The following is a 26,500-nucleotide window of genomic DNA, read 5'->3' as shown; positions in this document are numbered from 1 at the left end:
AGGTCAAGAAATATTGTAAAACGATAATTCAATCAAACTATGCAGTATGATTTTGTTCTAAATAAACGACCTGCTCATAGTAAGTTATCAAAGCCCCATTGCAAAGCTGTCCGAAAAATACTCATCCAGCATCAGGCGGTGTTTATCTGATACATTTTCCAGCTCTGCTATTTCTTCTTTAGAAAAAAAGCCTAACCGTAGTGTTTCCTCATTGTGAAAATTGGAAATATCAACATTCTCCAGTGCCTGCAACTCATACAGAAAGACAACCGTCTGCACTTTGTCACCATTAGGATAAGATTCATCAAAATTAGTATAAACATTCAGCAAGCGCTTGGCTTCAACAGCAATGCCTGTCTCTTCGTGAAATTCACGCAGGGCTGCTTGAAGAGAAGTTTCCCCGAGCTCCATAGCTCCACCAGGAATCGCCCATGTTTTCTTATCACCTCGCAACTGCAGAAGCACACGACCTTCCTCGTCTGCCAGAATTCCACCAGCAAAATTCAGAATAACCTTATCGTGCCCCACCTTAGAGCGAATATAGGAAATATAGTCCATATCAAAATCCTTTCAATTTCTTTGGAAAGGCAGCATTTTGAAAGAAATAGCGCAGCAGCTGAATATGCGTATCCACATCACTAAAAAGCCAAGCATGCCCTTTGTAAGGATAGTAGGCGTATTCAGACCTAACATTTTTCTGTGCCAACCTGCGGTGCCAGTCATGAATGGTTTCGGCTTCTTTCCCCCCTGAGATAAAGAAAGCAGGATTGGCAAAATTTATATCAATCATAAATAAATCTGCTCTCCTTATGCTTCATCACCAAGAGATAGAATCTCCAAATACATATCCAATCTTTCATTGATATATTTGGCAAATAAATCCTCCATTGCCGATAAACTTCCTTTTGAATGAAAGTCATCAAATGCTTGATAATAGGCCAATCTATCCGTAAATTTTATATCAATCGGTGGATAGCCCGCCTTCATCAACTCCAAATTCACCAAGAGCCTCCCCGTTCGGCCATTACCGTCAATAAACGGATGGATACTCTCAAAGGCAATATGAAACTGAGCTAGCTTGGTCACCATATTTTCCTGACTTACAGCATAGTCCACTAGGAGCTTTTCCATCAATGGAGCAATCATATACGGCTGAGCTGGTTCATTGGCTGCTCCCATGATGCGCACCGGGACTCTCCGATAAATACCTCGGTCATTTTTTTTATCCGATAATACTAGATAATGAATATCCTTTATCATCTGTTCTGACAAAGGCTGGTTCTCCTCAACAAGCCTTTGAACATACTGAAAAGCCTCCTGATGACCGATTGCCTCCATATGATCTTTTAAAGGCTTTTGGTCAATAGTCAATCCACGCAGGACCAAATCTGTCTCACGCAAGGTCAGAGTATTGCCCTCAATGGCATTTGAGTTATAAGTATATTCGACTGTGAACTCTTCATTCAGCCGCTCCAGCTCTCCATCCGTCAAAGGGCGAAGTTTTGACAGCTGCATCATCTTTTCATCAATCAAGGGCAAGAGGCTCTCGACTTTTTTATAACGGCCATCTGCTGGCTTTCTGGCATCTGAGGGAATCCTCCACAAACGCCCTTCTTGGACAGCACCCGGAATCTTTCCCTGACTGCACAGAGAGCGAACTCGACGATCAGAAATCCCCCAGAGATCAGCTGCCTGCCTCACTGTCATATACATGAGCACTCCTCACTTTCTCCCTCTATTATACCATAGTTCGGAACAATACGAGGATTAACGGAACAATATTTGTAGATTAACGGAAGGATAATAAATATTAAATAACGTAATATCAACAATTTTCTATCTTGCTGCTAGTTTGTAGTAAAAAGAGATAACAAAATGTTATGCTCTCTTTCACTACTATTTTAAACATATTTTTTCCTAGCTTCCTTAGGGATTCAATACTCCTTCTTATTATAGCCAAAGTCCGCCAAGTCCAGCTTCTTGTCCCGCCAGTTTTTCTTGACCTTGACCCAAGTTTCTAGGAAGACCTTGTCCCCCAGCATGAGCTCAATATCGCGCCGAGCCATGGATCCGATTTTCTTCAGCATGGAACCGCCTTTACCGATGATAATGCCTTTTTGGCTGTCACGCTCCACCATGATAGTCGCTCGGATATGGACCTTGTCCGTCTCCTCGTCTCGCTTCATACTGTCAACGACCACCGCGACTGAGTGGGGAATTTCCTCCCGTGTCAGCATCAACACCTTCTCCCGAATCATCTCAGACACCAGAAACCGCTCCGGATGGTCGGTAATCTGGTCTTCTGGGAAATACTGGAAGCCTTCCTCCAAATTCTCACTAAGGATGTCAATCAGATGGGACACATTATTGCCTTGCAGGGCTGAAATCGGCACGATTTCTTTGAAGTCCATCTGCTGACGGAAATCATCAATTTGCGCTAAAAGCTGATCTGGATGAACTTTATCAATCTTATTAACCACCAAAATAACTGGTACTTTAGCCGCTTTCAGGCGTTCGATAATCATGTCATCGCCCTTGCCACGCGGCTCATCAGCCGGCACCATGAAGAGGACGGTATCCACCTCACGCAGGGTGCTGTAAGCTGCTTCCACCATAAAATCGCCTAGAGCCGTCTTAGGCTTATGGATTCCCGGCGTATCGATAAAGACAATCTGCTCCTTATCCGTCGTGTAAATCCCCATAATTTTATTGCGAGTGGTCTGAGCCTTATCGCTCATGATGGCAATTTTTTGCCCCATAACATGATTCAAAAAGGTTGATTTCCCAACATTAGGACGTCCTAAAATAGCTACAAAACCTGATTTAAAAGTCATAATTTCACCTCTATTATTTCCATTTAAACAGCAGAAAATCGGCAGTCTCCCCCGATTTTCAAATCTTTAAAAAATCCAATCCCAAATCTTGGGAACAAAAATAATCAGCCCTGTCACAACAGCAAAGCCAGACACGACCAGAACAGCTCCCGCTGCCATATCCTTGGCATTCTTTGCCCGCATAGAAAAGTGGTAATCACTGGCCAAATCCACGACATTTTCAATGGCAGAATTGACAATCTCAAAGGCAATGACCAGAAAAATGCTCAAAAAGAGAAAGAGCCATTCTATCGCGGACAAGCCAAAAATCAGTCCCGCAACTATCACCGCCAGAGCCGAAAGTACATGCTTGCGCAGATTGCGCTCCTCTTTAAAGGCTGTAAAAATACCAGTTAAAGCAAATTCCAGACTCGAGACCACATCTCGATTTTTCCATTTGCGTTTGTTATTTCCTTGTGAGTCCATAAGCAGTTAAAATTTCTTCCTGTAAACCAAACATTTCTGCTTCTTCTTCCGGCGTATAGTGATCATAGCCGTTGATATGCAGAAAACCATGCACTGCCAAAAAGCCCATCTCCCGCTCAAAGCTGTGGCCGTATTCTTCAGCCTGCTCACGCGCCTTGTCCACTGAAATGAACAGCTCGCCGATATAGGCGTCAAAATCCTCCAGCATCTCAGCTAGCTCAGGGTGGTCCAGCAAATCCTCCTCGTCAACAGCAATATCCAGCTCAGGCTTGTACTCCAAGCTAATCACATCCGTTGGCCGATCCGTATCTCTATATTCCAAATTGAGTTCATGACTGCGCTCATTGCTGACAAAAGTCACAGCCATTTCCTTATTTTCCTTGCCCGTTTTCTGGGCCGCAAACTCCAAAATTTCCTGGGTCTGTTTAAGAATCTCTTCCGAAACCTGACCCGTTTCATCTACTATTTCGATATACATATCTTACCCGCTTTGCTAGTATTACCTTATTATATCATATTTCGACTCACTTTAGGGAGCCGAGGGCAGGGTTTTGGAAAATAGCAGAGCAGATTTGTCAACCACTCACCGCAAAGACAAAAGCAGTTCTTTTTTTATTTTATACCTTCCCGAAACTTTGCCTTTCACTACCTGCTATCATTGACAAAAAGACAAGGCTGGGAAAACCCAACCTTGTCCTACAAGATGCTAATTGCTGACAAAAACATCACGTTTAAATCAATGAAAGTAAATAAATTGTTTTATTTTATAGTTTTAATATTCTTCTATAAAGTTTTTGGGATAATTTTGGGTTTTAATACGATTTTATTTCAAATCAAACAAAAAAACGACCAATTGGCCGAGATAGTGTATTATTTAAAAGTATTATAATGCTAATTGCCGGGATCGAACCGGCGACCTCATCCTTACCATGGATGCGCTCTGCCAACTGAGCTAAATCAGCGTACCTATCTAATATATCATGTAGATAGGTGCTTGTCAATATCCTTTCTCATTTTTTTGCAAAATAATCTTCCTTAGTCAGATAGTAATAAACCCGTGTCACAATGCGGCCTTTCTCATGTTTGTCTAGTGATGCGTAAGGCTCTTCGTGGGAATATTTCATACCAGACTTGACCATAACCCGGCCAGAAGCGGGATTGTCCACATCATGCAGCGCTACAAGTTTATTCATTCCGACTTCCTCAAAAGCCAGCTTGATGACTGCGCGATTGGCCTCTGTCGTGTAGCCCTGATTCCAGTATCTTTTATTGATTACATATCCGATAGCCGCCGTTTTCAAGTCCAGCCTGATCTTATGCAGGTCAATAGTCCCGATGAATTTGCTGCTTTCCTTTACTTCTATTCCCCAGCGCCCCAAAGGATTGGCCAGATAGAAGAGAGCGATATTGTTGCGTGTTTCTTCCAGGCTTTTGTTAGTCTCAAAGGTATAGCGAGTATTTTCCTCATCCGAAGCGTACTCAAACATCGCTGGGGCATCTTCCAAGGTCACTGGACGCAGAATCAACCGCTCAGTTTCCAGTCTGGTATGACGGGCCAGTTTGACATAAATATTTTCCATCAGGGCCTCCTATTTTTTCTTAACAGAATAGCACAATTCACTAATGAAAGCAAACCGCTCCGATTTTTTCTTGATTTTTGAAGCGTTTTCATATACAATAAAAACATCTTAAAAAAGGAGCATATTTTTTATGTTAATCGGTATTCCAAAAGAAATCAAAAACAATGAAAATCGTGTCGCTCTAACACCAGCTGGTGTTCATAGCCTCGTTGGTAAAGGCCATGAAGTTCTGATTGAGACAAATGCGGGGCTGGGATCTGGTTTTACAGATGCAGACTACCAAAAGCAAGGTGCAAAAATCGTCCCTACTGCTGCAGAAGCGTGGGCAGCTGAGCTAGTGGTCAAGGTCAAAGAACCTCTGGCAGCTGAATATGGCTTCCTGCGTGATGACCTCTTGCTCTTTACCTACCTACACATGGCTGCCGCTCCTGAACTAGCAGATGCTATGACAAGTGCCAAGACAACTGGTCTGGCCTACGAAACCGTTCGCGATCAAGATGGACAACTGCCACTCTTGGTACCTATGAGTGAGGTAGCTGGACGGATGGCTGTCCAAATCGGAGCCCACTTCCTGACTAAGCGCGAAGGTGGATCTGGCGTACTTCTTGGCGGTGTTCCGGGTGTTCCGAAAGGAAAAGTTACCATTATCGGTGGCGGAGTCGTAGGGACCCATGCCGCTCGTATCGCTCTAGGACTAGGTGCTCAAGTGACTATTTTGGATATCAGCGCTAAGCGCCTGTCTGTCCTAGAAGATGTCTTCGGTCATCAAATCCAGACCCTTATGTCTAATCCGTTCAATATCGAAGCTAGCGTTCGAGAGGCAGATGTCGTGATTGGCGCAGTACTCATCCCTGGTGCGAAGGCTCCAAAACTGGTGACAGACGATATGGTTAAGCAAATGCGTCCTGGCTCTGTCATTGTAGACGTAGCTGTTGACCAGGGCGGTGTCATTGAAACAGCCGACCGCGTGACGACCCACACCGAACCTGTCTACGAAAAACATGGTGTCCTCCACTATGCAGTTGCTAATATCCCTGGTGCCGTAGCCCGCACTTCTACCATTGCCCTGACCAATGTCACCCTTCCTTATATTGAAGCCTTGGCAGGAAAAGGCTTCAAACAAGCCATTGCAGATGACCAAGGACTGCGCCAAGGTGTCACAACCTACCAAGGTCACATCACCAGCCAACCAGTTGCAGAAGGCCTCAACAAGGACTACACATCTATTGACGAACTCGTTTAGTTGAAAATTTCGACTTTTAAAATTAATCCTACAAAAAAGAGCAGAAATAAATCTGCTCTTTTCGTATGTTATTTCATTTCTTCTGGCTCAGTTGCTGCCTCTTTAACAGGAGCTGGTTCATAAGCTCGGATAATCTCCGCCACCACTGGATGACGAACGACATCCTTAGCTGAGAAATGTACAAAGTCGATCTGGGAGATGTTCTTTAATTTCTCCTGAGCATCAATGAGACCCGACTTAACATTGCGAGGCAGGTCAATCTGGCTGATGTCTCCATTGACAATCATCTTGGACTGGAAGCCCAGACGTGTAAGAAACATCTTCATCTGCATGATGGTGGTATTCTGTGCCTCGTCCAGAATTACAAAAGCATCATCCAGCGTCCGCCCCCGCATATAGGCTAAAGGTGCAATCTCAATGATTTCTCGCTCCATGAGGCGCGTCGTTTGATCCTTACCCAAAATCTGATACAAGGCATCATAGACCGGCCGCAGATAAGGATCCACCTTTTCCTTAAGGTCACCAGGCAGAAAGCCCAAACTCTCACCAGCTTCCACTGCTGGACGTGTCAGGATAATTCGCTTGACCTGCCCACGCTTGAGAGCTGTCACCGCCAAGGTCACCGCCAGAAAAGTCTTCCCTGTTCCAGCTGGCCCGATCCCAAAGACGATATCATGATTTTTAACGCTGTCCACATAGATTTTTTGGCCAAGTGTCTTGACCCGAATCGGCTTGCCATAGCTGTCCTTGATAATCTCTTCTTCGTAAAGAGCTACAAACTTATCAATTTCATCATTTTTGACCATGGTGATGGCTGTCACAACATCGGGAGTACCGATGGTCATGCCACGATTGACCAAGACCAACAGAGCCTGAATGACCTGTCTGGTCTCTTCACAGGCAGCCTCCGTACCCAAAATCTGCACAATCTCGGTTCGGGCATGAATGGTTACCTTCAATTCCTGCTCCATCAGGCGCAGATGGCGTTCATTAGAGCCAAAGAGATGAAAAGCATCATCTGGATGGCCCAGTTTCAATTCTACTGAATGTTCCTGCAAACAAAGAACCTCTCTATTTTAATTTATTGAATGAATTACCTTTATTATATCAAAGCAAGCAGAAAATGACTATCCCTAGCCACTATCCACTCAATGTGCCTGATACTCTTCCCAAATAGCATCGAACTCGCCCAAGTTAAAGGAAAAATTTGCGTGCTCCTCCAGAAAACGACTGACCTCGTCAAAATCATCCGTATGCTTGGGAAAGGCCGTATCCTGAAAAGCCAAATCCGCCAAAATAGCCTTGGACTCCTTGCTCTTAGGATTGCGTTCTGTCATCAGCCAGCTGTAAAAAGATTTTCTCATAGGTTCCTTTCATTTCTTTAAAATCGTATTTCTATAAGCATCAGCTCTAGATACACGACTCTTTATCCTCACACCAACTCCGTTCCAGTCGGGTCCTGCTTGATTTTACCAGCTTTCATCAGCCCACCTAGAGCTTTTTTAAACTGGCCTTTGGAAATGCCAAAGGTAGCCTTGATGTCGTCTGGTGAAGACTTGTCGTTCAAGGTCATGAAGCCGCCATTGCTCTCCAGATAAGTCAGAATCATCTGAGCATCATTTTCTAGCATTTCAAAGGAGCGAGGCTTGAGGGAGAGGTTAAGCGTGCGGTCTACTTCACGGAAGCCAATCACCCGTGCATCCAAGACTTGTCCTAGACGTGGCTCTGCATAACGCTCACTTGGATGGATGAAGCCCAACATATTATTCTCCGGCAGGTAGACAAAGGTGCCAGAAAGCTTGAGCCGATAAACGATGGCTGGCCAGTTTTGATTTTGCATGTTATTGTAGGCAGGACGAGCCAGACGCTGGAAATCCTCTTGATAAGCCAGTTGGCCCCAGATGCGATCTTTCTTGTCCACATCCAGACGGATATAAAGGCGGTCGCCTTTCTTAGGCCAAAGTTCCTTGATTTCTGGCAAGATGTCAAGTGACACGACGATTTGCTTATCAGGCAGACCGGTATCGACAAAGACGCCTAGATCCTTGCGAACCTCCGTTACTGTTCCCCAGCCAAACTGGTCTTGGGTCGCTGTAACTTCAAGAGTTGTCAGGCGAAGCTTCTGCTTCATATCGCTGTAAGCAAAGCCTTTGACAGACTGACCCAGCTCATGCGCCCCCTCTTCCTTAGAAAGAGCGTAAACCTGACCATCCTTTTGAACAAAGTAAAAACGATCATTTTCATCCGTGATGATACCCACGATGAAGCTGGCAAGATTTGTATTCATATAGACCTATTTTCTACCTTGCTTCTTCAAACCAGGCAAGGATTTTTGATGTTAAAACAACTCAGTCAGCCAAAGCCAACTGAGTTTTGATTCTGATAAAAATGTTAAACTTCTAAAAGTTCTTTTTCTTTATTGGCTGTCATCTCATCGATATGTTTGACAGCATCGTCCGTTACTTTTTGAATATCCTTTTCCAAAGTCTTCAATTCATCTTCAGTGATTTCTTTGGCTTTTTCCTGCTTCTTAGCTTCGTCCATAGCATCGCGGCGGATGTTACGGATGGCAACTTTAGCATTTTCACCGACCTTTTTCACTTCTTTAGCCAAGTCCCGGCGAGTTTCCTCTGTCAGAGCTGGAATGACCAGACGAATCACAGATCCATCGCTGGCTGGCGTAATCCCAAGGTCAGAAGCATTAAGCGCACGCTCAATGTCCTTGATAGAAGACTTGTCAAAAGGTGTGACCAAAAGGACACGTGCTTCCGGAATCGTAATCGAAGCGATTTGATTGAGCGGAGTTTCTACTCCATAGTACTCCACATGGATGCGGTCTAAAAGGCTGGCATTGGCGCGGCCTGCACGGATGCTGCCAAATTCACGAGCCAGACTTTGGTGCGAGTGGGTCATTCTTTCTTTTGCTTTTTCTACAATTGCATTTGCCATGAGTTTCTAATCTCCGTTCTTATAAATTATTTGATACTGTTGTTCCGATTTGCTCACCGATAACAACACGCTTGATATTGCCCGGCTCATTCATATTAAAGACAACTAAGTCAATGTCATTGTCCATAGACAAGGTCGAAGCCGTTGAGTCCATAATCCGCAGTCCCTTGCTGATGACATCCCGGTGGGTCAGCTCATCAAACTTAACTGCGGTCTTGTCTTTCTTAGGATCGGCATTGTAAACACCGTCCACGCCATTTTTGGCCATAAGAATCGCATCTGCTTCAATCTCTGCTGAACGTAAGGCAGCAGTTGTATCGGTTGAAAAATAAGGAGAACCAATACCTGCACCGAAAATGACGATACGGCCTTTTTCCAGATGACGAAGAGCCCGACCTCGGATATAAGGTTCAGCTACCTGCTGCATAGCAATCGCAGTCTGCACGCGCGTATCTACACCGACTTGCTGTAGTGAATCCGCCATTACCAGCGCATTCATGACAGTGCCCAACATACCAGTATAGTCGGCCTGCACGCGGTCCATGCCTGCTTCTGCTGCCGGCTCACCCCGCCAAAGGTTTCCGCCTCCGATAACCAGAGCAATTTGAACTCCCAAATCATGAACTTCTTTGATTTCTTCCGCCATCTTCTGAACAGTCTGAATATCAATACCAACGCCTTTTTCACCGGCAAGAGCTTCACCTGACAACTTAATCAAAATACGCTTATACTTAGGTTCTACCATTTTTTTACTCCTTATTTTATCTGTACTATTTTACCACATTTTGTGATTTTTATATAGTTAAATCACTGAAATTTTTCTTTTTTCCTTTTAGTAAAATAGCAGAGCAGGCAAGCTCATTTCACAGAAAAACCAGCCCCATCATCAGATAGGACTGGGAATGAATACTTTAATCATCTTTTGCTAGGTCTACTCACTGCTTGAATGACTGTTTCTTTTCTCGTTTAGCTAAGAGTGGCAGGATGACACCCAGACTGATCAAGACGATTGGCGTCAGGATATTTGTCAAGAGAGAGAATTGCCATCCAGCTGGATCTTTGGCAAAGTCTACTTTCGGAACCATCCCTAAAATACAGGCAAAGGCTGTAAAGAGGAAGCACCAAGCTCCGATGGCAAAGCCAACTTTTGGATTTTTGGTAAACTTGTACTCAGCATCTTTGTACTTTTTCCAAGCTTTGTTTAATAACATATAGGCCAGGAATACCCAGAGATACCGCATGGGCATAACGATGGAGTTGAGGTTGGTCATCCATTTGACCAGGCCGTCAATTTCTTTGATTCCAAAGATAGGCAGAATAATTAGTAAGCTAACCAAAATCCCAGTCAGGATGTAACCGTTAATGAGGACTCCTTTTGATGTCCGCTTGCGCAGCCAACTTGGGACAAACTCTTCATCGGCATTATTGAGCATGATTTGCAGAGGCGCGTCAATAGAGAAAGCCAGTGCAGCAATCTGTCCAACCATGTTGGTCAGGGCATAGATGACTACTAGTACATTGCCCACTCCCCAGTAGTTGCCCAGCTTTTGGAAGGCTTGGTAAGCGCCGTTTCTCATCAGGTCTTCAGGAATATTGCTGCCATCAAAAAGCATGCCCATAGCAATAGAGCCTAGGATAGCAGATGCTCCAACCATGACAGCCATGACAATCATCCCCTTTGGAAATTCCTTGGCTGGATTGCGTGTTTGGTTAACGTAAGGCGAGATTTTCTCAGCCCCGCCGACCGCAAAGACTAAGAGGGAGATAGTCGTGAAATAAGAAAAATCAAAATTGGGAATGTAAGTGCTAAGCTTATCCATATTGGCCGTCGCAAACTGCATGTCAGGTTTGATAAAAGGCGCCCCGACCGCCAAGAGAACGAAGAGGAAAGACATAATCAGCATGGCACTTCCCGCCAAGCCCCCAATCACCTTGAGCGTGGACAGCCCCTTGGTAGACAAATAGAGAAAGGCACCGAAAATCAGCAAGCTAAGAATAACAATCCAATGAATATCAAGACTGCTCAAAAAGTCGCCATTTCCCTGAATAGCCCAGCCCAGCGGAATCAAAACACCCTGTGGCTTTTGAGCCAGATAAGGAATATGCACCACCCAATAAGTCCAGGCTGCAAAATAAGCCAGCCGCTTGGTAGAGGTTTTCTCCACCCAGTCACTGACACCGCCTCCGCTCTCCTTAAAAGTCGAGCCTAGCTGCCCCACGATGAGGGCATAGGGAATAAAGTAAATAGCTAGGATAAGAATCCAAGAAACAATTACAGAAATGCCTTGCTGGGAGTAGTTATTAACTACATTGCCCAGACCCCAGACCATATTAAAAGCAATCAGAGATACCATCAGCCAGGTTAGCTGGTTCTGATCTTTTTTCATGACACCGTCTCCTTTTATTATAAAATAAATTGATTCGATATTATTATAACATGTTTCTATGAGTTTGTAATCGTTATCAGCATTTTTATTTCAAAAAAAGAACTACCCGAAGGCAGTTCAATTTAATTCTTAAAGTGAGTTTACGTCAACCTTGATACCAACACCTTGTGTAGTAGTGATAGTCAGGTTGGTTACGTAAGTACCTTTAGCAGTAGCTGGTTTCGCTTTTTGGATTGTGTCGTTGAAAGCTTTGAAGTTTTCAACCAACTTGTCAGCTTCAAATGAAACTTTACCAATGATAGCTTGTACGTTACCTGCACGGTCTGCACGGTAAGTAATCTTACCACCTTTAGACTCTTCAACTGCTTTTGCAACGTCCATTGTTACAGTACCAGTCTTAGGGTTTGGCATCAAGTTACGAGGTCCCAGGACACGTCCAAGGCGACCTACAAGAGCCATCATATCAGGTGTAGCGATTACTACGTCAAAGTCCAACCAACCGTCGTTGATTTTTGCAACGAGGTCATCTTCACCAACGAAGTCTGCACCAGCAGCTTTCGCTTCTTCTGCTTTAGCACCACGTGCGAAAACAAGAACACGTGAAGTTTTACCAGTTCCGTTTGGCAATACCATTGCGCCACGGATTTGTTGGTCAGCTTTTTTAACGTCGATGTTCAAGTTGTAAGCAACTTCTACAGTTGCATCGAATTTTGCAAAGTTAGTTTCTTTTGCAAGTGCTACAGCTTCTTCTACGCTGTATGCTTTTGTGCTGTCGATTTTTTCAAGAGCAGCACGAAGTTGTTTGCTTTTTTTAGCCATTTTATCTTTCTCCTTGTAAGTGGTTCAATCGATTTTCATCTCCCACGTCACTCGTCAATCTGATCAAGTGTAGTGCGGGCAAATGGGATGAGCGTTATTGATTAGTCAACAACAGTGAATCCCATAGAACGAGCAGTACCTTCAATCATACGCATTGCAGACTCAATGTTTGCAGCGTTCAAATCTGGCATCTTAGTTTCAGCAATTTCTTGTACTTGCGCACGAGTAACTGTTGCAACTTTCGTTTTGTTTGGCTCACCAGAACCTTTTTCAACGCCTGCAGCTTTCTTCAAAAGAACAGCAGCTGGCGGAGTCTTAGTCACGAAAGTGAATGATTTGTCTTCGTATACTGAGATAACAACTGGAATAATCATACCAGCTTGATCAGCTGTACGAGCATTGAACTCCTTAGTGAATCCCATGATGTTGATACCGGCTTGACCAAGCGCAGGACCAACTGGTGGAGCTGGAGTAGCTTTACCAGCAGGGATTTGCAATTTTACAAGTTTTTCGACTTTTTTAGCCATTTTTAAATCCTCCTTTGTGGTTTTGGCGGTAAATAAAGATTTTTACCTCCCACAAGTATGCTTTTCGCATACCTTTCTATTATACACTAAACTTTGTTAAATGCAAGGAATTTTATCTTCTTTTTTGAATTTTTTGTGGTAAAATAATCTTATGACACTATTAAAGATTGCTTCGATTTTATTTATCTTTTTAACTTTGATTTTAACCACTATTACAGTGCGAGTTTTTCAATTAAGAAAATACGGTTTAAACTTTGCGGATTTGGCTTTTCCGCTTTTTGTTGTGGAATTTTATATTATTTCAGACAAGGCCTACTATCATAGCTTGCTGCCCCAACTGACTCTAGCTCTCTCAGTTCTCGCTATCGCCATCACCATCTATTTTCTCAAGAAAAAACGGAGCTTCTACTACCCTAAGTTCTTTAAGTTCTTCTGGCGAGCAGGTTTTCTTCTGACCTTCTTCATGTACCTAGCCATGGTCATCGGACTCTTTTTGTAGCAATATAAAATAAAACCCATCGGTTATCAGATAGCCGATGGGTTTTTCATATGCGGGACTTACAAGTCCTTCTTTTGCCGTGAAAGAAGGACCTCCCGATTTTCCTAGTTTTATTCATGAATCTCTAAAGGCAGTCCATCCGGATCAAAGAAGAAAGCCATCTTACGGCCGTCGAAGTCGTCATAGCGCAGCTCAGTATGGGGAATCTCCAAACGGTCAAATTCCGCTAGCGTTTCTTCGACATCTTTCACTCGGAAGGCCAGATGCCGTAGACCGGTATGCTCTGGAGCAGGCAGGGCTGGACGCTTGGGAGCTTCTTCCTTGATAAAAATTTCCAGAGTCAGATTTCCCTTGCGGACATTAAAAAGAATATCCTGCTTGTCCGGCCGATGGTGCTCGTCTAGCATATCAAAGCCCAGCTTGTCCACATAAAACTCCCTGGTCTTGGCATAATCATGACCAATGATGGCTATATGGTGAATGGTGTCTAGTTTCATACTTTTTTCCTTTCCTTGGCAATGTGTAAGTAGAGAAAATCTGCCGGCTGACTGCTGGCAGATTTGTTTTTATCAAATGATTATCTTGCTAGCAGACTAGTGAAATTAGAATTAATTCGTCTGCAAAACTTTTCTCGGCTTGGTTCCCTCGGCCGGCCCGATAACGCCTGCCGCTTCCAGCTCTTCCATGAGACGAGTGGCTCGGTTAAAGCCAACCGAGAGTCGTCGCTGAATCATAGATGCACTGGCTTTCTGAGTCTCGATAACCAAGGCCTTGGCTTCTTCAAAGAGGGGATCTCCTCCATCATCTCCACCGCCAGACTCAATATCGCTTTCAGATACTTCACCCGGATCAAAGCTATCGTCATAATCAGCTTCAGCTTGGTTCTTGACAAAGGCTACGATTCGCTCCACATCTTCATCTGAGATAAAGGAGCCCTGCAGACGAACCGGATGGTTTTCATCAATAGGCTTAAAGAGCATATCCCCACGTCCCAAAAGTTTTTCCGCTCCATTTTCATCCAGAATGGTCCGACTGTCTGTCCCACTGGATACAGCAAAGGCAATCCGAGAGGGTACATTGGCCTTAATCAGACCGGAGATAACATCTACTGATGGACGCTGGGTAGCCAGAATCATGTGAATCCCAGCTGCACGCGCTTTTTGTCCCAGACGAATAATGGCATCTTCCACTTCCTTGCTGGCCACCATCATAAGGTCAGCCAGCTCGTCCACGATGACGACGATTAAAGGCAGGGGCACCTGCTTGTATTCTGACTGAGCATTGTACTCGGCTACTTTAGCATTGTAGCCAGCAATGTTACGGGCACCGACCTTGGAGAAGAGTTCATAGCGGTTTTCCATCTCATCTACAACCTTCTGGAGTGCACGGCTAGCCTTGCGAGGATTGGTCACGACTGGGATAAGCAAGTGAGGAATGTCATTATAAACGGACAGCTCCACCATCTTAGGATCCACCATCATAAACTTGACTTCATCCGGTCTGGCTTTCATGAGAATGCTGGCAATAATACCGTTGACGGCCACAGATTTTCCAGAACCAGTAGAGCCCGCTACCAAGAGATGGGGCATCTTAGCCAAGTCAAAGGAGCGGACAGAGCCGTTGACAGCCTTCCCAAGTGGGATTTCTAGGAGCTTGTTGGCATCCGTTTTCGACTGTTCCCAGAGTTCTCGGAAAGTCACGGTCGCAACTTCAGAGTTGGGTACTTCAATCCCGACTAGGGATTTCCCAGGAATTGGTGCCTCAATCCGTACATCCTTGGCAGCTAGGGCAAGAGCCAAGTCATCAGCCAGATTGGAAATCCGATTGACCCGAACACCAACAGCTGGCTTGACCTCGTACTTAGTGACGGAAGGTCCGATTTCAGCCCGCTCAACAGCAGCCTTGATCCCAAAACTAGCAAAGGTCTCTTCCAAAATCTTAATATTGTCGCGGACAATGCGCTTTTCTTTAGACTGATTCTTAGGCTTGTCGGGCGCAAAGAGGTTGATGGTCGGCAGCTTGTAGTCCAGACTTTCCTTGGCAGTAAAGTCCACTTCAACGTCTACATCTGCCTCCTCCGTCTCTTCTTCGCGACCAAAGTCCAGAGGCTCATGAGGATCATACTCTCCCACTTCCTCATAGTCTGCCTCGTCAAAGTCCACAGCTGTATTTGACAAGTCCTCGTCATCTAAAATCTCTCCTGTTTCAGGATCGACTTCAGCTTCTTCCTGCTCTACTTCAATGGCTTGCATAGCTGCCTGTGCAGCTTTCTCTTCCTGCTCCAAGAAACGAAGCTGCCGCTTTTCTTCCTGCTTCTCTCTCCAATTTTGAAAGGCTGCCATAGCCTTTTCTGAAATGTCATAGATAGACCAAGGGCTCATAAGCAGACCGCCCAAAAGAATGAGCAGCAGACCGAAGAAATAAGAACCGATATTTGAAAAAAGGAAAGAGATAGGCGCGTACAGGAGAGAGCCCAGCAGGCCGCCACCCGCGAAGGAGCTGACCTTAAAGGCTGTCAGATCAGTCAAGACCCTGCCTAGAGTTGTGGATAAGACAGCTGCCCCTTCTAGCTTCAACACACTGACGAAATAAGCTTGGAAAATTAACTCCAGTCCCAAAAAAAGGCTGATAAATCCTGAAACCGACCCTTCGTGCTTGTGCAGCCACTTGAAAAAAAAGAGATAGCCAAAGCTGGCCAGAATAGCCAGATAGGCCAAGCTTCCCACCAAGAGGCGAATCATGTTATAAATGGTAACCCCAAAGGCGCCCAGCTTTATCGCTGCAAACAAAAGAATAAGAGCCAACACAAAGGTGGCAATCATTCTCTTTATTGCTTTTTGTCTTTCTAATTCTGCTTTTGTCGGCCGACGAGTTGTCCTGCCTTTTTTCGTGTTTTTCTTAGTTGCCATAACCCTTATTATACCATATTTGAGCCTTAGATGAGAAATCTTTTATCTAGATCAGAAACAAAAAAACTTATTTATCCACGCAAAAAGAACTGGGCTAGCCAGTTCTCATTTCACTATCACATAATTCTTATTAAGCCTCTGGCATAACCGCCCAGGCAATCAAGTAAGCCAAGACACCTGTACCTGCTGCACAGCAAAAAACAATACAAAGAATACGGACCAAGGTTGGATCTAAATCAAAGTAGTTTGCGATACCAGCACATACACCAGCGATTTTTTTGTTGTTGACATCTCTTGTCAGTCTTTTCTCCATGGAAAACACTCCTTATTATTTTTACACTGTTTATTTTACCATAACATTTCTCTATGCACAAGTTCGCCTGCTATTAAACCCTCTCTTCAGATAAAATTTAATTACATCAAGATGAATTTGTTCACTCTACCATACTTTTAGCAAGTCTCAGCAAAACTCTTGTTCTTGTGTTAGAATATAAGGAAATTCTAATTAATTAACAGTAAAAACATATCAGGAGGAAGATAATGCGAGCCGGAGTCATTCTTTACAATCCCCAAACCAAGCAAATACTGCTCATCCACCGCTGGAAAAATGGAGAAGAGTATTTTGTAATACCGGGCGGCGGAGCCGAGTCAGGTGAGACAGCAGTCCAAGTAGCTCAGCGAGAAATTCAGGAAGAGCTGGGTTGGAGCTTGTCTGAAAAGCAGCTTCAGCCAGCCTTTACTTTCAGAAATGGCCACCGCTTAGAAATCTATTTTCGCGCCACTATCAGCCATACATCAACCCCCATGATTAAGGGCGAGGAAGCCCTTCGCAGTCATGCCCAGAATATCTATCAACCTGAATGGCTAGATATAGAAGCAATTCGCAACCTAAACTTACAGCCAGAAGGACTTAAAAATCTGCTCCTGGATTGTCTGACACAGGAGGGTTTGAAAAACTAGCCTAATTGTAGTAAAATATCAGTAGTTTACAATCTAATGTGAGAAAGGTTTTATATGAAAAAAATTCTTCTTATCAGCCTCTTATCAGGACTTGTCTTGGCTGGCTGCTCTGGTAAAGGTAAGAAAGAGGAGACTACTAGCTCCTCCAACTCATCCAGCAGTTCCTCACTAGTGAGCTCTAGCTCTGACCCAGAGGAAACCAGCAAACTCCGTGAGCAATTCAAGGATGCCATGACCAACGAAAATGCCAATTTTCCGCAGCTATCTACAGAAGTTGCTGAAGATGAAGCGGAAGTCAAGTTGGTAACGACTGAAGGCGATATCCGCATCAAGCTCTTTCCAAAACAAGCCCCACTAGCCGTTGAAAACTTCCTGACCCATGCCAAGGAAGGCTACTATGACGGCGTTTTATTCCACCGCGTTATCAATGAATTTATGATTCAGACCGGAGATCCTAAAGGCAACGGCACTGGAGGCGAGTCTATCTGGAAGGGCAAAGACAAGTCTAAAGACTCTGGAAACGGCTTTAAAAATGAGTATTCTCCATATCTCTATAATATTCGTGGTGCCCTATCCATGGCTAATGCAGGCCCTGGTACCAATGGCAGTCAGTTCTTCATCAATCAAAGCAAGAAAGATTTGACTAGCCAAATGTCTACGGATTCCTTCCCAGCTAAAATCATCGAAGCCTATAAAAACGGTGGAAATCCTACTTTAGATGGCGGTGCTTATACCGTATTTGGCCAAGTGTTGGAAGGTATGGATGTGGTGGACAAAATCGCTGCCGCAGAAACAGACAATAATGACAAGCCTAAAAAAGATATCAAGATTGAAAAAATCGAGATTATCAAGGACTATGACTTCAGCAAATAAGCTTGCCGCCCAACCAATAAAGGAGGGAAATCAATATGATTATCTGGGGATATAAAGGTTATCAGAAAAACGTAGGACAGACCCAAAGCAATATCGAGTGTGCCAACTGCCACAACGTCGCACCTTGGGACATTATTGAAACCGGCCGAAAGTTTACACTCTATTGGATTCCTACCTTTCCTTACGGTAGAAAACATTACCTCACCTGCCCAGTCTGCCAGCACGGCAAACAGATTGAAAAGCAGGAAATCGAGCAGTTTTTGAATTATTAGCAACAGAAAGAGACGATTCTCAATGAACCGTCTCTTTTCTTTTTTAAATTTTATCAAGTCAACTGGTTAAAATCCCAGATCTGGTCCATCCAGCCTTCATAGAAATCAGGCTCATGGCAGACCATAAGGATGCTGCCCTTGTATTCTTTCAGAGCTCGTTTGAGCTCTTCCTTGGCATCGACATCCAGGTGGTTGGTCGGCTCGTCCAGCACCAGAACATTATTTTCTCGGTTCATTAGGAGGCAAAGTCGGACCTTGGCCTGCTCTCCACCTGAAAGAACCTGGATCTGGCTCTCGATGTGCTTGGAAGTCAGGCCACATCTGGCCAGAGCTGCTCGGACTTCTGCTTGGTTAAGAGCCGGAAAGGCGTTCCAGACTGCTTCCAGCGGTGTCTGACGATTGCCGCCCTCAACTTCCTGCTCGAAATAACCCAGCTCTAGATAGTCCCCACGCTCGACTTGACCTGCAATAGGCGGAATAATCCCCAGCAAACTCTTGAGCAGGGTTGTTTTTCCAATTCCATTTGCCCCGATGATAGCCACCTTCTGATTGCGCTCAAAGGTCAGGTTAAGGGGCTGGGTTAGCGGTCGGTCGTAACCAATCTGCAAATCCTTGGCTTGGAAGATAAAACGTCCAGGTGTGCGGGCAGGCTTGAAGTCAAAGGTAGGCTTTGGCTTCTCACTTTGTAGCTCAATAATATCCATCTTATCCAGCTTTTTCTGGCGGGACATGGCCATATTACGGGTCGCCACACGGGCTTTGTTGCGAGCCACAAAGTCCTTAAGGTCCGCAATTTCCTTCTGCTGGCGCTCGTAGGCCGCTTCCAGCTGAGATTTTTTCATCTCATAGACCTCTAAAAACTGGTAATAATCCCCAGAATAGCGGGTCAACTGTTGATTTTCCACATGGTAGACGATATTGATCACATCATTCAGGAAAGGAATATCATGCGAGATCAGAACAAAGGCATTTTCATAGTTCTGTAGATAACGCTTGAGCCAGTCAATGTGCTCCGCATCCAGATAGTTGGTTGGCTCGTCTAAGAGCAGGATATCCGGTTTTTCAAGAAGCAGCTTAGCCAAGAGAACCTTGGTCCGCTGCCCACCAGATAGCTCCGTCACATCACTCTCCATACCGTAGTCCATCACACCTAGTGCCCGTGCAACCTCGTCAATCTTGGCATCTAAAGTATAAAAATCTCGGCTCTCCAAGCGGTCCTGCAGCTCGCCCACTTCTTCCATCAGGGCATCAACATCCGCTCCTTCCTCAGCCATGCTCATATAGATTTCATTGATACGAGCCTCCGTCTTGAAAAGCTCGTCAAAGGCCGTGCGCAAGACATCGCGGACAGATTGGCCTTGCTCCAAAACAGCATGCTGGTCCAGATAGCCAGCCGTCACATACTTGGACCACTCGACCTTACCTTCGTCTGGTAGCATTTTACCTGTCACAATGCTCATAAAGGTTGACTTTCCCTCACCATTGGCACCGACCAGGCCGATATGTTCACCCTTGAGCAGGCGGAAGGATACATCCTCAAAAATAGCCCGGTCTCCAAAACCGTGGCTGAGATTTTTCACTTCTAAGATACTCATTTTTTCTCCTCTATCATTGATTGCAGTTCCTTGATTATACCATCAAAAGGGATTTTTTGGCAAGACAGAAGAAAAGGAAAAGCGAGCCACTTAAGTCTCGCTTGCTTGTTTTCAATTCACATGATGCGTATGCTTGGTAATCCACTGGGTCAGTTTGATTTTCAGCCAAAAGCCATAAATACCAAAGGTAACAATGGTCAGGAGCCACCACTTGATCCAATTCCCAAAAAGCTGCATGGCAGTACCATCAAAATAAAGACGGTGCCCGTTAATAACTGTATGTTTTATCTTCCAATTATACAGAATACACATGCCCCAAGGTGCACAAATTCCTAGCGTAAATACTGTAATCAAGGTAGCTAAAATCACATGACCGATGTAAGAAAAGAGACCACCATCAAAATAAGACTCTTTATACATACTATCTCCCCCTTTAAACCAACTCTTTCAGAAATTGAATCAGGGTTTCTGCAGAGCGTTTACCAGCTTCAAGAATGAATTCATCAAAAGTGACATTGGCATCATGGCTAGCTGTGTCGCTCATGGCGCGAATAACCATAAAGGGCAGGCCAATCGAGTGAGTAGCCTGGGCAATAGCTGCCCCTTCCATCTCAACAGCCAAGACATCTGGAAAATGCTCCTTGATGCGGTCAATCTTGTCTTGACCAGCAACAAAGCTGTCACCTGTCGCAATCAAACCTACTCTAGCCTTCTGATGAGTCTTGTCTAAAATTTTCTTCATTTCAGCAACCAGATAGCGACTCGCTTCAAAATAGAGTGGCTGTCGTGCCATCTGACCGTAGTCATAGCCAAAGGCCGTCACATCCACATCATGGTAGACCAGACGATCTGCGACCACCACATCGCCGATAGCCAAACCTTCTGCCACTGCTCCAGCTGAGCCTGTATTAATCACAGCTGTAACCTTGAAATCATTGACCAGAACAGTCACACTCATAGCGGACATAACCTTGCCAATCCCGCTTTCGACTAACACCACTTCATGGTAGCCGATAGAGCCCGTATGATAGACATGGCCCAAACGTAGGTGCTTCTGCGGGTTTTCTAAATGCTCCAGCAGAATCTTCAACTCTTCGGGCATTGCTGCGATAATTCCAATTTTCATATAATACCTCAAATCATCTGATGAAAAAGAAGCTTAGACAGGCTAGGCTTCCTTTTAAGTGCAATAGAGCAGGTTTTTAAGGCCACCAAATAATAGCAGCAATCAAACCAATCAGCAGGATAACTACCCAAAGGAGAATCTTATTGAGTTTGGCTTGAAAGAGGCTCCGCTTTTGGTTTTCAATCCGACGGCTCTTAGTCACGGTCGGATCTACCTCAATGTGCAGAGTCTCATCCGTAAACTCCTCTTGGTTTTGAGCAGTCTGATAACCAAAACGACTCTGATTCTGCTGAGACCGAGCTTCTTCATAACCAAAGCGGTTTTGAGGGCTTTGATAACCAAACTGAGTATCCTGTCGGCTGGACTGCTGCGAGCTAAAGGAGCTTCTGCCAGTTGAAAGAATCTTGGTTTCCTCGTCATCCATGAGAGGCGGCCCCGAAATATCCTCACCGCGGTTGGCCCGCTCAATGATTTCATCTGTTAATAAAGCTTTTCCCATTGATCTACGTTCCTATTTATTCAGATTTTTTTGTTGCCAGTACTGAAGGGCCATGATGGTCTTGGCATCGCAGATGTCACCGTTTTGCAACAACTGATGTGCCTCCTCCAGACTGACTTCAAAAAGTTCCAATGTTTCATCCTCGTCTTGGGGACGAGGGTTTTCGACCTTTGTTAAATGGCTGGCGCTGTAGAGCTTGATTTTTTCATTGCAAAAACCGATAGCAGAGTAGAAATCATAGACCAACTCCAGCTGTCCAGTGTAGCCGGCCTCTTCTTCTAATTCTCGGAGGGCAGCCGCTTGGGGATCTGCATTCTCTCCTACCTCCAGCTTGCCAGCTGGAATCTCGTAAGAAGTCGCTTCAATCGCCTTGCGGTACTGCTTGACTAAAATCATCTTATTTTCCGGGGTGATAGCAATCACAGCAACCGCACCATTATGAAAAATCAAATCCCGTTGGGCTTGACCCTTGCCCTCTGGCAGCTCTACCTGGTCCTGGACAACTTTAAAAATCGGTCCCTGATAAATCTCCGTCCGTTGGACGGTTTTTTCTTCAAATTCCATGATTAAACCTACTTATTTTGAGGGTGATGAGGAAGTCGCTTAGCATAATCTTCCTTGTTAATCTGACGGCCACGTCCCAGAGCAATAGCATCTGCTGGCACGTCCTTCGTAATGGTAGAACCTGCACCGACTAGTGAGTTATCACCTAGCTCAACTGGGGCAATAATGGTCGAGTTGGAACCAACAAAGACATTGTCGCCAATGATAGTCTTGTACTTCTTCTGACCATCATAGTTAACCGTAATCGTACCCGCACCAAAGTTGACATTAGCACCAACTTCAGAGTTTCCAATGTAGGTCAAATGACCAGCCTTGGTATTTTCGCCAATTGACGATCCTTTAACTTCTACAAAGTTGCCGACATGGACATCCTTGGCCAGACTAGAACCTGGACGAATATGAGCGTAAGGTCCGACCGTCACTCCATCCGCAACACTTGACTCTTCAATCATGGAGTTGGTAATGACAGTCCGTTCTCCAATGACAGAGTCCACAATATAAGTACCATTGGTCAGGATAGTCTCTGCCCCAATCTTGGTCTGACCTTTCAGGGTCACATTTGCTTCAACTTGAACCTCTGGCGCAATTTCTACATCCACATCAATATAGGTCGCATGAGGATTGACAAAGCTGACACCATTGACCATATGCTGCTGGTTAATCCGACGGCGCATTACACTCTCAGCTGTAGCAAGAGCCACACGGTCATTAACCCCCAGACTCTCATCAAAGTCTTTCAGCGTATAAGCGCCGACTTTTTCACCATTTTCGCGGAAAATACCAATCACATCTGTGATATAGTATTCGCCTTGAGCATTATTGGTATTGATATTTTTGAGGGCTTCAAGGAGACGGGCATTGTCAAAGACGTAAGTCCCCGTATTGATTTCCTTGATTTGCTGCTCAAAATCAGAAGCATCCTTCTGCTCGACAATTTTCAAAACTTCGTCGTGCTGATTGCGAACGATACGGCCGTAGCCGAAAGGATTATCTGCTTCTGCCGTCAGGATAGTCGCAACATTCTTGTGGTTGATATGGAAGTCAATCAGATTTTTCAGGCTTTCTCCTGTAATCAAAGGAGTGTCGCCAGCAATGACCAGCGTCTGACCTGTCAGATTTTCCAAAACAGGCTCGGCCATCATAACGGCATGACCAGTTCCCAACTGCTCGGTCTGACGGACAAAGTCTGTCTGACCTGCCAAGACTTGCTCAACTAGCTCCGCCTTGTGCCCAACAACTGTCACGGTCTTTTCTGGATTAATAGCATTGACGCTGCGGAAAACATGTTCCAACATGGAAATCCCTGCAACCTTGTGCAGTACCTTTGGCAAATCTGACTTCATGCGAGTACCCTTACCCGCAGCCAAAATAATCGCGTAATTTGTCATCAATTATCTCTTTTCTGTAGGATATCACCTTTATTATATCACTAAAAGGTAATTTTTAAAAATTTAAAATCAAGCCATCCCCTTAAAAATCTGCAACGAAAAAACTTTTGCACAAAAAAATCAGCCTTTAAACAGCTGATTTTGCTTCTTTTTCTTTGATTTTCTTTGGAAGATGGACTTTTGCTTTGCCATAGTCTTTGAAAACAGCCCGCTGCTTGAAGTAAATCAATTCCCCATCTAAGGCTGTATCTTCATCCAAATCCATGGTCATATCAATAGAGCGAATGGTCCGAGTCTTAGGGTCAACCACAAAGGCAACCTGACACTTCTCAATGTCGATGGTCGTATCATAATGCTCATCATTATAAGCATAGTAGAAGGCATCGATAAGGTCATAGGCCAAATCACCTTCTGCCGTCACCGAAAACTCATAGCCCCCGTCCACTTTTTTCTTAGTCAGTTCTGACTCATTATCTACCATGACCTGCAGCAAAGCCTTAAAAGAGGACATGCCCGAATAGCCATCAATATGTTTCCGTGACTCAGTGTCATCAATGGTCTCAAATCCATCCTTTTCTTCCAAGTACATCCGATCTTCGCTGAAATAATGGGTCAGTTCTTGATCATCATAGGTTTCGTAAAGCTTAGCTAAATAAGGTGAATCTGAAACAGTCAGCTGTTTAACCGTCTTGGCTTTTCTTTTTTTGTAGCCTTCTAGATAGGTCGACTCAGACAGCCGATCCATGTAAAAACTATCATGATCGAATTTTTTCAAAGATGCATCCACTACAGCCGATAGCTTAAAGCGGGATTCAAGAGCTTCTGCGATTCCTCCAGGCTTAAAGTAAGTATAGAGAAAGGTTCCGCCAATCAGTACAAAGCAGACACAGCCGTAAATGATAAAAAAATGAACCTTCTTCAAAATTAATCCTCCTAGAAGCCTTCTGTCGTTTTATAGCTTTTATTATAAGCTTTTTTAGACCTATTTTCAATCTTTTTCAGAAACGGTCTTTGAAGACTGTAGCGGAAGAAATGCTAATTGGTTTTTCAAACTCTCAAAGTCATTGCCAAATGTATCTACAAGGCAAGTAGCTGTCCTGAAAATTCAGTTCTCCATTTTCCTTAGCATACAAACAGAAATCATCATCTAGCTTTTCTGATTTCACAGCCTGAATGATATCTTTTAAGTCATAGCTTTGGTTTTTCTTCATTGGTCAAAAGTCCCTTTCCATTCATAGGCCGGATAAGCTCCTAGACTCTGATAGCCCAAGCTTTCTGCAACCTTCTTGGAAGCTTCATTATGCGCATCCCAGAGAGGAAAGAGTGAGCGGTTTTGGGCTTCTAAAATCATCTGGGCACCCAAGATTTTGGCCAAGCCCTGCCTTTGGTAGGATAGCTTGGTAGCAATTTCAATCTCAAGGGCTCCATGATAGACCAAACCTGTTGATACAGCAGCGATGATTTCCTCTCCTGAATAGAGCAAAAAGCCAAAGCCACCCTCCGCTTGAAAATGATCAAAATCAGAAAAATCACCCTGCAAATCCTGAGACCAGGCTTCCCTAGCCAAACACTCATAACACTCCTTATCAATCGGACTAAGGTAGTAATTTGCTGGTAGCCTGCTCTTCCATTTCTCCAAAGCCTCTGTATCAAAATCAGCCCTGTCCGAAAAAGCGTAGCGAGTAAACTGCTGCAACTCACTCTGACTATCTAAAAATTCTCGCCAGCTGAAATCCTCAGAGATGATAATCTTATCAGCCAGACCATACTGGCTACTATAATCCTGCCAAAAATCCCGATCCACCTGACCAACTGGAAAGATGAAATTTCCTAGTTGGTAAAGGCAGGATGTCTCAGGCGCATTCATGAAGAACTGCCCTAGGCCAGCATCCAAACCGTAAATCACCATATTTTTGGTCCAGGTTTGGAAAAGGTTCTTAGCTTTTTCATTGTTTTCATTATTCATTTACTTACTTCAAACTCCAGCCGCCGTCAATTTTGATAATCTCGCCCTGCATAGCAGAAGCCTTACCACTGGCTAGAAAGAGACTAACATCAGATACTTCCTGAGGATCCAGCCAGCGCTTGATAGGCGTTTCCTCAGCAACCCAGTCTGCCAGTCCGCCTGGCTCAAAATCTGCAGCAGTCATAGCTGTCTTGACAGCACCTGGCGCCAAGCCAAACACTTGGATATTTTTATCCGCATAGTCTAAGGCTATCTGCTTGGTCAGGCCAGCCAGAGCATGCTTAGAGGCTGTATAGGCAGCACCGCCACCGCCAGCCAGAAAGCTAGCAATCGAGCACATATTAATGATGATACCAGACTTTTTCTCCAGCATTTTCTGCAGGTAAAAGCGAGTGATTTTCATAGTTGCGGTCAGATTGAGGGCAAAAATCTGCTCCCAGTCCTCGTCGCTGGTCTCGTGCAGGGGACGATAATCGTCCAAAATACCTGCTGTATTACAGAGAATATCCACCTCAGGCAAGCTAGTGAAGAGTGGTGTCAAATCACCTGTCAAATCCATCTTGACAAAACGTAGCTCATTTAGAAAGCCAGGATTTTCATCCTTGTCCACCCCATAAACCCGGTAGCCATTTTCCAAAAAGGTCAGAGCCTGAGCTCGGCCGATGCCAGAGCTAGCTCCCGTCACCAGTACCGTCTTAGTCATCTACTTCCACCCAATCTGTCGCGAGGACATCACAAGGAGTCGGACTCCACATGGAGAAACCCTCCCCTTCACCTGAAACATTGATGAGGAAATAAGGTGTCACCTCAAGAGCCACCCCATTCTGCTCAATCGTATCAAAGAGCTGGACGTAGTTTTCCGCTCCGCCCCAGCCTGTACGTACATATTTTTTCTTGGCCTTAAGGCCTGGTAAAATTTCTTCAAATGTCATGGTTTTCTCCTTTTGTTTATTGGTAATCATTGACAAATTCCCTGCTAGCCGCCAGTAGTCATAAGTATATTGAACGACTTTTTCTTGACTGTCAACAATTTTATCTGCTGCTT

Annotated in this window: 32 protein-coding genes, 1 tRNA gene and 1 pseudogene; 5 read left to right on the top strand and 29 right to left on the bottom strand. The window is 44.6% G+C overall.

What is annotated here, in order from left to right; genetic code table 11:
* Positions 1–87: 87 nt before the first annotated feature.
* The 8 genes and pseudogenes from MFP28_RS03775 to MFP28_RS03740 all read right to left on the bottom strand — a co-directional run bounded on the left by MFP28_RS03775 (position 88) and on the right by MFP28_RS03740 (position 4,879).
* On the bottom strand, positions 88–558 hold the full coding sequence (locus MFP28_RS03775) for an NUDIX hydrolase (RefSeq protein ID WP_002906044.1): 471 nt from the start codon (positions 556–558) through the stop codon (positions 88–90).
* Position 559: 1 nt separating this feature from the next.
* Positions 560–778, bottom strand: a pseudogene (locus MFP28_RS03770) (hypothetical protein); the annotation flags it as partial.
* Positions 779–807: 29 nt separating this feature from the next.
* Complete coding sequence (locus tag MFP28_RS03765) at positions 808–1,713, bottom strand: Fic family protein (RefSeq protein WP_002906042.1); 906 nt, start codon at positions 1,711–1,713, stop codon at positions 808–810.
* Between the two features lie 221 nt (positions 1,714–1,934).
* Positions 1,935–2,834, bottom strand: coding sequence for a GTPase Era (gene era / locus MFP28_RS03760; protein ID WP_002894867.1), 900 nt, complete (start codon positions 2,832–2,834; stop codon positions 1,935–1,937).
* Between the two features lie 66 nt (positions 2,835–2,900).
* On the bottom strand, positions 2,901–3,299 hold the full coding sequence (locus tag MFP28_RS03755; RefSeq protein ID WP_002906040.1) for a diacylglycerol kinase family protein: 399 nt from the start codon (positions 3,297–3,299) through the stop codon (positions 2,901–2,903).
* Complete coding sequence (ybeY, locus tag MFP28_RS03750; RefSeq protein WP_002906039.1) at positions 3,280–3,777, bottom strand: rRNA maturation RNase YbeY; 498 nt, start codon at positions 3,775–3,777, stop codon at positions 3,280–3,282. The genes MFP28_RS03755 and ybeY overlap by 20 nt, the downstream gene beginning before the upstream one ends.
* Positions 3,778–4,188: 411 nt before the next feature.
* Positions 4,189–4,261 (bottom strand) — tRNA-Thr (locus tag MFP28_RS03745).
* Between the two features lie 48 nt (positions 4,262–4,309).
* Entirely contained in the window at positions 4,310–4,879 is a 570-nt protein-coding gene (locus MFP28_RS03740) for a GNAT family N-acetyltransferase (protein ID WP_002906034.1), read from the bottom strand.
* A gap of 130 nt (positions 4,880–5,009) precedes the next feature.
* On the opposite strand from MFP28_RS03740, the gene ald reads away from it, so the two are divergent.
* Entirely contained in the window at positions 5,010–6,122 is a 1,113-nt protein-coding gene (gene ald, locus MFP28_RS03735) for an alanine dehydrogenase (protein WP_002906031.1), read from the top strand.
* A gap of 68 nt (positions 6,123–6,190) precedes the next feature.
* Here ald and MFP28_RS03730 read toward each other — a convergent pair whose 3' ends face one another.
* From MFP28_RS03730 to rplK, 8 genes are all read right to left on the bottom strand, one after another.
* Positions 6,191–7,180, bottom strand: a complete 990-nt coding sequence (locus MFP28_RS03730) for a PhoH family protein (protein WP_002906029.1) — start codon at positions 7,178–7,180, stop codon at positions 6,191–6,193.
* 90 nt (positions 7,181–7,270) lie between these two features.
* Positions 7,271–7,486, bottom strand: coding sequence for a YozE family protein (locus MFP28_RS03725; protein ID WP_002906027.1), 216 nt, complete (start codon positions 7,484–7,486; stop codon positions 7,271–7,273).
* A 68-nt stretch (positions 7,487–7,554) separates the two neighbouring features.
* Entirely contained in the window at positions 7,555–8,409 is an 855-nt protein-coding gene (gene cvfB / locus MFP28_RS03720) for an RNA-binding virulence regulatory protein CvfB (RefSeq protein WP_002906025.1), read from the bottom strand.
* Between the two features lie 104 nt (positions 8,410–8,513).
* Entirely contained in the window at positions 8,514–9,071 is a 558-nt protein-coding gene (frr, locus tag MFP28_RS03715; RefSeq protein ID WP_002894858.1) for a ribosome recycling factor, read from the bottom strand.
* Between the two features lie 19 nt (positions 9,072–9,090).
* Positions 9,091–9,816, bottom strand: a complete 726-nt coding sequence (gene pyrH, locus MFP28_RS03710) for a UMP kinase (protein WP_002894857.1) — start codon at positions 9,814–9,816, stop codon at positions 9,091–9,093.
* A 190-nt stretch (positions 9,817–10,006) separates the two neighbouring features.
* Positions 10,007–11,458 carry an APC family permease gene (locus MFP28_RS03705; RefSeq protein WP_002906023.1) on the bottom strand — a complete coding sequence of 484 codons (1,452 nt, stop codon included), beginning with the start codon at positions 11,456–11,458 and terminating at the stop codon, positions 10,007–10,009.
* Positions 11,459–11,587: 129 nt separating this feature from the next.
* Positions 11,588–12,277, bottom strand: a complete 690-nt coding sequence (gene rplA, locus MFP28_RS03700; RefSeq protein WP_002894855.1) for a 50S ribosomal protein L1 — start codon at positions 12,275–12,277, stop codon at positions 11,588–11,590.
* Between the two features lie 101 nt (positions 12,278–12,378).
* A complete protein-coding gene (gene rplK / locus MFP28_RS03695; protein ID WP_002894851.1) occupies positions 12,379–12,804 on the bottom strand; it encodes a 50S ribosomal protein L11 in 426 nt (141 codons plus the stop codon).
* 151 nt (positions 12,805–12,955) lie between these two features.
* Between rplK and MFP28_RS03690 the strand changes: the two genes are divergently transcribed.
* Positions 12,956–13,303 carry a DUF3397 domain-containing protein gene (locus tag MFP28_RS03690; RefSeq protein ID WP_002897148.1) on the top strand — a complete coding sequence of 116 codons (348 nt, stop codon included), beginning with the start codon at positions 12,956–12,958 and terminating at the stop codon, positions 13,301–13,303.
* A gap of 110 nt (positions 13,304–13,413) precedes the next feature.
* Here the strand turns inward: MFP28_RS03690 and gloA2 are convergent, their stop codons facing one another.
* The 3 genes from gloA2 to MFP28_RS03675 all read right to left on the bottom strand — a co-directional run bounded on the left by gloA2 (position 13,414) and on the right by MFP28_RS03675 (position 16,525).
* Positions 13,414–13,800 carry an SMU1112c/YaeR family gloxylase I-like metalloprotein gene (gene gloA2 / locus MFP28_RS03685; protein ID WP_002906019.1) on the bottom strand — a complete coding sequence of 129 codons (387 nt, stop codon included), beginning with the start codon at positions 13,798–13,800 and terminating at the stop codon, positions 13,414–13,416.
* 111 nt (positions 13,801–13,911) lie between these two features.
* Entirely contained in the window at positions 13,912–16,212 is a 2,301-nt protein-coding gene (locus MFP28_RS03680; protein WP_002906017.1) for a DNA translocase FtsK, read from the bottom strand.
* A gap of 130 nt (positions 16,213–16,342) precedes the next feature.
* The gene (locus tag MFP28_RS03675) at positions 16,343–16,525 is read right to left on the bottom strand and encodes a PspC domain-containing protein (protein ID WP_002897145.1); all 183 of its coding nucleotides are present in this window, start codon (positions 16,523–16,525) and stop codon (positions 16,343–16,345) included.
* A gap of 227 nt (positions 16,526–16,752) precedes the next feature.
* Between MFP28_RS03675 and MFP28_RS03670 the strand changes: the two genes are divergently transcribed.
* Genes MFP28_RS03670 through MFP28_RS03660 form a run of 3 tightly spaced genes read left to right on the top strand, consistent with a single transcriptional unit; the run spans position 16,753 to position 18,317 of the window.
* On the top strand, positions 16,753–17,172 hold the full coding sequence (locus MFP28_RS03670; protein WP_002906014.1) for an NUDIX hydrolase: 420 nt from the start codon (positions 16,753–16,755) through the stop codon (positions 17,170–17,172).
* Positions 17,173–17,226: 54 nt separating this feature from the next.
* A complete protein-coding gene (locus MFP28_RS03665; protein ID WP_002906012.1) occupies positions 17,227–18,045 on the top strand; it encodes a peptidylprolyl isomerase in 819 nt (272 codons plus the stop codon).
* Between the two features lie 35 nt (positions 18,046–18,080).
* The gene (locus MFP28_RS03660; protein ID WP_002897142.1) at positions 18,081–18,317 is read left to right on the top strand and encodes a zinc-ribbon domain-containing protein; all 237 of its coding nucleotides are present in this window, start codon (positions 18,081–18,083) and stop codon (positions 18,315–18,317) included.
* 53 nt (positions 18,318–18,370) lie between these two features.
* Here the strand turns inward: MFP28_RS03660 and MFP28_RS03655 are convergent, their stop codons facing one another.
* From MFP28_RS03655 to MFP28_RS03610, 10 genes are all read right to left on the bottom strand, one after another.
* Positions 18,371–19,912: an ABC-F family ATP-binding cassette domain-containing protein gene (locus MFP28_RS03655; protein ID WP_002906008.1), complete on the bottom strand. Its 1,542-nt coding sequence runs from the start codon at positions 19,910–19,912 to the stop codon at positions 18,371–18,373.
* Between the two features lie 111 nt (positions 19,913–20,023).
* Positions 20,024–20,332 carry a DUF898 family protein gene (locus MFP28_RS03650; protein ID WP_002906005.1) on the bottom strand — a complete coding sequence of 103 codons (309 nt, stop codon included), beginning with the start codon at positions 20,330–20,332 and terminating at the stop codon, positions 20,024–20,026.
* 13 nt (positions 20,333–20,345) lie between these two features.
* Complete coding sequence (locus tag MFP28_RS03645) at positions 20,346–21,038, bottom strand: 5'-methylthioadenosine/adenosylhomocysteine nucleosidase (RefSeq protein WP_002897135.1); 693 nt, start codon at positions 21,036–21,038, stop codon at positions 20,346–20,348.
* 76 nt (positions 21,039–21,114) lie between these two features.
* A complete protein-coding gene (gene macP / locus MFP28_RS03640; RefSeq protein ID WP_002905026.1) occupies positions 21,115–21,537 on the bottom strand; it encodes a cell wall synthase accessory phosphoprotein MacP in 423 nt (140 codons plus the stop codon).
* 12 nt (positions 21,538–21,549) lie between these two features.
* On the bottom strand, positions 21,550–22,101 hold the full coding sequence (locus tag MFP28_RS03635) for an NUDIX hydrolase (RefSeq protein WP_002906003.1): 552 nt from the start codon (positions 22,099–22,101) through the stop codon (positions 21,550–21,552).
* An 8-nt stretch (positions 22,102–22,109) separates the two neighbouring features.
* Complete coding sequence (gene glmU, locus MFP28_RS03630) at positions 22,110–23,489, bottom strand: bifunctional UDP-N-acetylglucosamine diphosphorylase/glucosamine-1-phosphate N-acetyltransferase GlmU (RefSeq protein WP_002906002.1); 1,380 nt, start codon at positions 23,487–23,489, stop codon at positions 22,110–22,112.
* Positions 23,490–23,616: 127 nt separating this feature from the next.
* Positions 23,617–24,411: a hypothetical protein gene (locus MFP28_RS03625; RefSeq protein WP_002906001.1), complete on the bottom strand. Its 795-nt coding sequence runs from the start codon at positions 24,409–24,411 to the stop codon at positions 23,617–23,619.
* 285 nt (positions 24,412–24,696) lie between these two features.
* Entirely contained in the window at positions 24,697–25,455 is a 759-nt protein-coding gene (locus MFP28_RS03620; protein ID WP_002906000.1) for a GNAT family N-acetyltransferase, read from the bottom strand.
* A gap of 4 nt (positions 25,456–25,459) precedes the next feature.
* Complete coding sequence (locus tag MFP28_RS03615) at positions 25,460–26,158, bottom strand: 3-oxoacyl-ACP reductase (RefSeq protein ID WP_002905999.1); 699 nt, start codon at positions 26,156–26,158, stop codon at positions 25,460–25,462.
* Entirely contained in the window at positions 26,151–26,387 is a 237-nt protein-coding gene (locus MFP28_RS03610) for a DUF2829 domain-containing protein (protein ID WP_002899859.1), read from the bottom strand. The genes MFP28_RS03615 and MFP28_RS03610 overlap by 8 nt, the downstream gene beginning before the upstream one ends.
* Positions 26,388–26,500 lie beyond the last annotated feature (113 nt).

The organism is Streptococcus sanguinis (assembly GCF_050234405.1).
GTDB classification, from domain to species: Bacteria; Bacillota; Bacilli; order Lactobacillales; family Streptococcaceae; genus Streptococcus; species Streptococcus sanguinis_W.
The sequence above is the reverse complement of the archived record's forward strand: the minus strand, read 5'-3'. Positions and strand labels throughout refer to the sequence as shown.